Raw genomic sequence first — 6,962 nt, forward strand, 5'->3', positions numbered from 1 at the left:
TGATTCGTGACCATTGCCCGAGGGATGAGACACGTCTCGGACATTGAACCCGCGCAACCCTCACCCGGACGGCCCCATCCGCTAGGCTCGACCCCATGCACGCGCCCCACACCCACTCCTGGTGGTGGGCCTCCCCCCTGGGTGGCCCACAGATCGCGCGTTCCTAGACGAACACGACGGCCGCCCCTCGGGGCGGCCGTCGTGCGTCCGAGCAGACGGCCCTCCGGGAGCGGAACCAGCACCGCCTCGCCATCCCACCCCGGAAGGAAGCCGTACCCGTGACCACCACCGCCGAGCTGCTCGCCCGTCTCACCGCCCCCGGCGCGCCCGCCTTCGCCCTGCTGCACCGCCGCACCCCCCGGCACGCGCCGGACACCGTCGAGGTGCTGCTGGGCACCGTCGACAGCTACCAGCGCCTGGCCGACCTGCCGGTGCGGGCCGGCGTCCCGACCGCCGGGCCGGTCCACGACCTGCTCGCGCTGGTCCCGTACCGGCAGATCCGTGAGCGCGGCTTCGAGGCGCACGACGACGGCACCCCGCTGCAGGCGCTCGCGGTGGCCGAGCAGTACGCCCTGCCGCTGGCCGAATTCACCGCCACCCTGCCGCAGCTGCCGGTCAGCCTGTCCGGCGGCGCCTTCGACGTGGACGACGAGGCGTACGCGGCGATCGTCCGCCGGGTGATCGAGGACGAGATCGGCAACGGCGAGGGCGCCAACTTCGTCATCCGGCGCGACTTCCACGCCACCCTGGAGGACTACTCGCCGGCCCTGGCCCTCGCGCTGTTCCGCCGGCTGCTGGAGCAGGAGCGCGGCGCCTACTGGACCTTCCTGGTGCACACCGGCGACCGCGTCCTGGTCGGCGCCTCCCCCGAGGTGCACGTCCGGCAGAGCGGCGGCACCGTCGTGATGAACCCGATCTCCGGCACCTACCGCTATCCGGCCGCCGGCTCCGACCTCGACTCGCTGCTGCAGTTCCTCCGCGACCCCAAGGAGCTGGAGGAACTGACCATGGTGGTCGACGAGGAACTCAAGATGATGTGCACCGTCGGCGACCTCGGCGGCCAGGTGCTCGGCCCCCGGCTCAAGGAGATGTCCCACCTCGCCCACACCGAGTACGAGCTGCGCGGGCGCACCTCGATGGACGTCCGCGAGGTGCTGCGGGAGACCATGTTCGCCGCCACCGTCACCGGCAGCCCGGTGCAGAACGCCACCCGGGTGATCCGGCGCTACGAGCCCACCGGACGCGGCTACTACTCCGGCGCGCTCGCCCTGATCGGGCGCTCGGCCAGCGGCGGACAGCTGCTGGACTCGCCGATCTGCATCCGCACCGCCGACATCGACCCGGCCACCGGACGACTGGTCGTCCGGGTCGGCGCCACCCTGGTGCGGCACTCCGTCCCGGAGTCCGAGGTCGCCGAGACCCACGCCAAGGCCGCCGGGGTGCTCACCGCGATCGGCGCCCGGCCCACCCCCGCCCGGCTGCCCCACCCCGGCGGCCCCCGGCTGGGCGACGACCACCGGGTGCAGGCCGCGCTCGACGCCCGCCGGGCCGACCTCGCGCCGTTCTGGCTGCGGATGCAGGCGCCGTCCCAGGTCACCGAGGCGCTGCCGACCCTGGTGGTGGACGGCGAGGACACCTTCACCTCGATGCTGTCCCACCTGCTGACCTCGCTCGGCCACCGGGTCACCGTGGTCCGCTTCGACGAGCCCGGCCTGCGCGACCTGGTCGCGGCGCACCGCGGCCCGCTGGTGCTCGGCCCCGGCCCGGGCGACCCGGCGCTCGCCAACGACCCCAAGATGGCGGTGCTGCGCCCGATCGTCGCCGACGCCCTGGCCGCCGTCCGCTCCGGCGCCCGGACCGCCCCGCTGCTCGCGGTCTGCCTCAGCCACCAGCTGCTCGCCGCCGAACTCGGGCTCGCGCTGGGCCGCAAGGCCGTCCCGTACCAGGGCGCCCAGGAGAAGATCGACCTGTTCGGCACCAAGCGGACGGTCGGCTTCTACAACACCTTCACCGCGCGCTGCTCGGACGCCGACGCGGCCCGGCTCGCCGCCGAGGGCGTCGACGTCGCCCGGGACGCCGCCACCGGTGACGTCCACGCGCTGCGCGGCCCCGGCTTCGCGGGCCTGCAGTTCCACCCGGAGTCGGTGCTCACCCGGGAGGGCGTGGAGATCGTCGCTGCCCTGCTCCGGGAGGCGACGGCCGTACGGGGCTGAGGAGTTCTGACGAAGTCGGGCGGGGCCTCGGGGACAACTCCCCGAGGCCCCGCCCGACGTCGTCAGAGCTCCTCGTCCAGCCCCTGCTCGATCGCGTACCGGACCAGCTCGACCCGGTTGTGCAGCTGCAGCTTGCCCAGGGTGTTCTGCACGTGGTTCTGCACCGTCCGGTGCGACAGCACCAGCCGGTCGGCGATCTGCCGGTACGACAGGCCCTTGGCCACCAGCCGCAGCACCTCGGTCTCCCGGGCGGTCAGCTGCGGGACGGCCGGCGCCGAGGCCGGGGCCGGCTCGGTGGCCAGCCGGCGGAACTCGCCGAGCACCAGTCCGGCCAGGCCCGGGGTGAACACCGCGTCGCCGACGGCCGTCCGCCGCACCGCGTCCAGCAGTTCCTCCCGCCCGGCCGACTTCACCAGGTACCCGGTCGCGCCGGACTTCACCGCCTCCAGCACGTCCTGGTGCTCACCGCTGGCCGACAGCACCAGCACCCGCACCGCCGGGTCCTGGGCGACCACCTGGCGGCACACCTCGGCGCCGGACAGGCTCGGCAGGTTGAGGTCCAGCACCACCACCTGCGGCGAGCAGGCCCGGGCCCGGCGCACCGCCTCCTCGCCGTCGCCCGCCGTGGCCACCACGTCCAGACCCGCCTCGGCCAGGTCGCGCGAGACGGCGTCCCGCCACATCGGGTGGTCGTCGACCACCATCACCCGCACCGGCCGTTCGGCGGCGGGCTGGTCGGTCATCGGCTGGTCGGTCATCGGGAGGCCTTCCTCGGGACACGCAGTTCGACCTCGACGCCCTCCCCGGGCGCCGAGTACAGCTCGGCCGTACCGCCGAGGTCCAGCACCCGGCCGCGGATCGACTGGGAGACGCCCAGCCGCCCGGCCCGCTCCGCCTCGCCGAGCCGGCCGGGGGCGAAGCCCGGACCGTCGTCGCGGATGCTGACCGTGACGGCCTCCGGCTCGTCCTCCACCAGGATCCAGGCCCGGGCCGACTCCCCGGCGTGCCTGCGGACGTTGTCGACGGCCGCGCCGACCGCCGCGGCCAGCTCGCCGGCCGCCGGGCCGGGCAGCAGCACCGGGGTGCCGGGGGCGGAGAGCGTGATCCGCTCGTCGGCGTACCGGCGCAGCAGCGCGGTGAGGTCGCTCGGCCCGGCGGGGTCGGGCGCATCGGCCGGTTCCGCCGCCGACTGCCGCTGGGCGGGCAGCGGGCCACCGGTCATCAGCGCCCGCAGCGCGCGCTCCTGCTCCCCGGCCAGCCGGCCCAGCTCGGCGAAGTCCGTACCGCCCCCGGAGCCGCTCCCGGTGCCGCCGGCCAGCTCGGCGCCCCGGCGCTGGACCAGCGCGAGCACCTGGAGCACGCCGTCGTGGATGTCCCGGGAGAGCCGCTCGCGCTCCCGGGTGGCCGCCTCGACCTGGAGCGCCCGGGTGAGGGTCGCCTCGCTGGCCCGGGCCAGTTCGATCACGTAGCCGATCGCGCAGCCGGCCACCAGCAGCAGCACGATGTTGTGCACGTTGTCGCCGGTCGGACCGCCGTGGCCGAGGATGTTGGCGACCCCGATCACCGCACCGGACGCCGCCGCCGGACGCCAACCGCCCTTGGCGGCGAAGCCCAGCACCGTACCGGCCGCCCAGATGGTCGGCAGGGTGGGCGCACCGTGGCTGATCCGGGCCGGGGAGTCGGTCATCCCGCTCATCACGATGCCGGTCACGGCCAGGGTCAGGTCGAAGCCGAGCACGTACCAGCTGCAGCGCTGCGGATTGGCGAAGGCCCGGGTGCTGGCGAGCGTCCAGAGGATCAGCGCGCCGAAGTAGATCCAGCCCGCGACCGGGTGCAGGAAGTGCAGGTAGGAGTTGAAGTACCGGAGCAGCGCGTAGCAGAGGGCCAGCACCCGGAAGTAGGAGATCGCCTTCCACAGCGGGAGCTCGACGGACATCCCGCCGGCCGCCACCGCGCCGCCCACCGAACCGCTCGCTCTCGCGCCCTCCGCCATGCCCCGGCCCCTCCCCTGGACCCGACCGGGTCGGTCAGGCCGACCCGGTGTCCTTCTGCTCCTGCTGCGCGGACCCGTCGGCCCCGGCGGCCTTTTCGGCCTCGGCAGCCTTCTCGCTCTCGGCAGCCTTCTCGGCCTCGGCCGCCTCCGCCGCCTCGGCCTTCTCCGCCTTGGCGGCGGCCCGGCGCTCGGCGTCGGCCTTCTTCTTGTCCTCGGCGATCTGCCGCTTGGCGGCGGTCGCGTAGATGTCCACGTACTCCTGGCCGGAGAGCCGCATGATCTCGTACATCACCTCGTCCGTCACCGAACGGAGGATGAAGCGGTCGTTCTCCATGCCGTGGTAGCGGGAGAAGTCCAGCGGGCGGCCGATCCGGATGCCGGGGCGGATGCCGAAGCTCGGGACCACCTGGCCGGGCGGCTGCACCTTCTCGGTGTCGATCATGGCGACCGGGATGACCGGGGCGCCGGTGGCCAGCGCGACCCGGGCCAGGCCGCCGACCTTGCCACGGTAGAGCTTGCCGTCGGGCGAGCGGGTGCCCTCGGGGTAGACGCCGAACAGCTCGCCGCGGTCCAGCACCGCGATGGCGCTGCGGATCGCGGCCTCGCCGGCGCCGCGCACGCCCGAGCGGTCCACCGGCAGCTGGCCGACGCCCTTGAAGAAGGCGGCGGTCAACCGGCCCTTGAGGCCCGGCGTGTTGAAGTACTCGGCCTTCGCGATGAAGGTCACCCGGCGCTTGATCAGCGCGGGGAAGAAGAACGAGTCCGAGAAGGAAAGGTGGTTGCTCGCGATGATCGCCGCACCTTCGGTGGGGATGTTCTCCTCACCCTCGATCCACGGCCGGAAGAAGATCCGAAGCAGTGGCGCGACGATCATCTTCATCAGTCGGTAGAACAACCCGGGCCTCCTGTTATGCGGACCGGTCGATCCTAATGCCCCGCGACGGTCGACTGTGCCCGGCCCCGCCGTAGGGGGTGTACGTCCCGGCGCGGCGCGTGGGACGATGCGGATTCCTGCAGCTCCCCTCCCAGCGTCCCCTCCCCCAGCGCCACCCGCCCGCGAAGGAGTCCGCCATGCCGCTGCTGCCCGGTGCCGAACCGTACCGCCACCGCGGCGGACCGGTCGGGGTGCTGCTGTGCCACGGCTTCACCGGGTCGCCGCAGTCGATGCGGCCCTGGGCCGACGAGCTGGCCGCGGCCGGGTTCACCGTCTCGCTGCCGTTGCTGCCGGGGCACGGCACGCGTTGGCAGGACATGCAGGTCACCCGGTGGGAGGACTGGTACGCGACGGTCGAACGCGAACTGCTGACCCTCGCCGAGGAGTGCGAGCAGGTCTTCGTCTGCGCGCTGTCGATGGGCGGTTCGCTGGCGCTGCGGCTGGCGGCGGAGCACGGCCCGACGGTCTCCGGGCTGGTGCTGGTCAACCCCTCGGTGCGCTCGGACACCCCCGCGGGCGTGCTGCTCCCGGTGCTCCGGCACCTCGTCCCGAGCGTGCCCGGGATCGCGAACGACATCCACAAGCCGGGCGTGCGGGAGCTCGGCTACGACCGGACGCCGCTGCACGCCGCCTGGTCGCTGAGCCGGCTCTGGCAGGAGGTCCAGCGGCGGCTGCCCGAGGTGACCCAGCCGGTGCTGCTCTTCCACAGCCCGCAGGACCACGTGGTCTCGCCGGCCAACTCGGAACTGGTGCTGGCCCGGATATCCTCGACCGATGTGACCGAGCGGCTGTGCCAACGCAGCTTCCACGTCGCGACGCTGGACCACGACGCGGCGGAAATATTCGCGGCGAGCCTGGACTTCATCCGACGGCTGGCTCCCGCACTCGCGGCGGGCGCCGACAGGGCCGAATCCGACGATCACCATGGCTGAAGGGCCGGAAGTGCACGAGAGCAGCACGACGGGCGGCGGGGACGACAAGCCCCGCGAGGACGGCGCGCGGACGGACGGGGCGCGGACGGACGGCGCGCGGACGGACGGGGTGCCGCAGGACGCCACCGTCCACGGCGACGGCACGGTCCAGGACGGTACGGTCCAGGGCGCCGCGGCGGCGTCCCCCGCGGGCACCGACGGCGCCACCGAGGAGGCCGTCGAGGCGGACACCCCCGTGGAGCCCCGCCCGCGCCGCAGCGCCCCCGAGCGCACCCAGGCCGAGCAGGACGCGATCTTCGCCGCGCTGGTCGCCCAGTTCGACGACCCGGTCGACCTCACCAACCCCAACTGGCCCGAGGTCGAGAACCTCCGGGCGCAGAACGAACTCAAGGGCGGTTTCAAGGACGGCTCCGGTCCCAAGGAGGGCCGGGGCGAACCGGACGACCTCGCCGACCTGGCCCCGCAGCCCCGCCCCCGCTCCGGCCGACCGGTGCTCCCGGCCGGGAACACCGGCCCGCGCGACTTCGAGCTGGCCGAGGACCCCGACGAGGGCCACTTCGTCCCGCCGGAGCCCCCGCCGCTGCCGCCCGCCGACGTGACCGCCAAGTTCGCCTGGCTCGCGGTGCTCGGCGGCCCGTTGCTGCTGCTGATCGACGCGGTGGTGTGGCGGGAGATCGCCGGTTGGCCCGCCTGGGTCGGGATCACCGCCTTCCTCGGCGGGTTCGTCACCCTGGTCGCCCGAATGAAGGACCGCGACGAGGACGAGCCGGAGGACCCGGACCACGGCGCGGTGGTCTAGGGCGTGTCTGACAATTCGCGTCGGATCAGCGCGCGGCGTCGGGGTGCGTGCATCGCAAGGCGGAGGAGGGAGTCCATGCGGAGCATCGGCG

Annotated in this window: 6 protein-coding genes; 3 read left to right on the forward strand and 3 right to left on the reverse strand. The window is 73.8% G+C overall.

Annotation, left to right across the window (positions count from 1 at the left end):
* Window positions 1–278: 278 nt before the first annotated feature.
* Window positions 279–2,213: an anthranilate synthase family protein gene (locus ACIP4P_RS40660; RefSeq protein ID WP_400928135.1), complete on the forward strand. Its 1,935-nt coding sequence runs from the start codon at window positions 279–281 to the stop codon at window positions 2,211–2,213.
* 62 nt (window positions 2,214–2,275) lie between these two features.
* Here ACIP4P_RS40660 and ACIP4P_RS40665 read toward each other — a convergent pair whose 3' ends face one another.
* The 3 genes from ACIP4P_RS40665 to ACIP4P_RS40675 are packed head-to-tail and all read right to left on the reverse strand — an operon-like array spanning window position 2,276 to window position 5,101.
* The gene (locus ACIP4P_RS40665) at window positions 2,276–2,971 is read right to left on the reverse strand and encodes a response regulator (RefSeq protein ID WP_400928138.1); all 696 of its coding nucleotides are present in this window, start codon (window positions 2,969–2,971) and stop codon (window positions 2,276–2,278) included.
* Window positions 2,968–4,206 carry a MacS family sensor histidine kinase gene (gene macS, locus ACIP4P_RS40670; RefSeq protein ID WP_400928141.1) on the reverse strand — a complete coding sequence of 413 codons (1,239 nt, stop codon included), beginning with the start codon at window positions 4,204–4,206 and terminating at the stop codon, window positions 2,968–2,970. Before macS ends, ACIP4P_RS40665 begins: the two co-directional genes overlap by 4 nt.
* Before the next feature lie 34 nt (window positions 4,207–4,240).
* Window positions 4,241–5,101, reverse strand: a complete 861-nt coding sequence (locus tag ACIP4P_RS40675) for a lysophospholipid acyltransferase family protein (protein WP_400928144.1) — start codon at window positions 5,099–5,101, stop codon at window positions 4,241–4,243.
* 176 nt (window positions 5,102–5,277) lie between these two features.
* On the opposite strand from ACIP4P_RS40675, the gene ACIP4P_RS40680 reads away from it, so the two are divergent.
* Together ACIP4P_RS40680 and ACIP4P_RS40685 are read left to right on the forward strand one after the other, a co-directional pair.
* On the forward strand, window positions 5,278–6,072 hold the full coding sequence (locus ACIP4P_RS40680; protein WP_400928147.1) for an alpha/beta hydrolase: 795 nt from the start codon (window positions 5,278–5,280) through the stop codon (window positions 6,070–6,072).
* A 10-nt stretch (window positions 6,073–6,082) separates the two neighbouring features.
* Window positions 6,083–6,871, forward strand: coding sequence for a hypothetical protein (locus ACIP4P_RS40685; protein ID WP_400928150.1), 789 nt, complete (start codon window positions 6,083–6,085; stop codon window positions 6,869–6,871).
* Window positions 6,872–6,962 lie beyond the last annotated feature (91 nt).

Origin of the sequence: Kitasatospora sp. NPDC089509 (assembly GCF_044749365.1) — a bacterium.
Taxonomy (GTDB): Bacteria; Actinomycetota; Actinomycetes; order Streptomycetales; family Streptomycetaceae; genus Kitasatospora.

Bases quoted from the DNA above. Each gene is read 5' to 3' on its own strand.
- ACIP4P_RS40665 (WP_400928138.1), bottom strand. From the start codon at position 2,971: ATGACCGACCAGCCGATGACCGACCAGCCCGCCGCCGAACGGCCGGTG.
- macS (WP_400928141.1), bottom strand. From the start codon at position 4,206: ATGGCGGAGGGCGCGAGAGCGAGCGGTTCGGTGGGCGGCGCGGTGGCG.
- ACIP4P_RS40680 (WP_400928147.1), top strand. From the start codon at position 5,278: ATGCCGCTGCTGCCCGGTGCCGAACCGTACCGCCACCGCGGCGGACCG.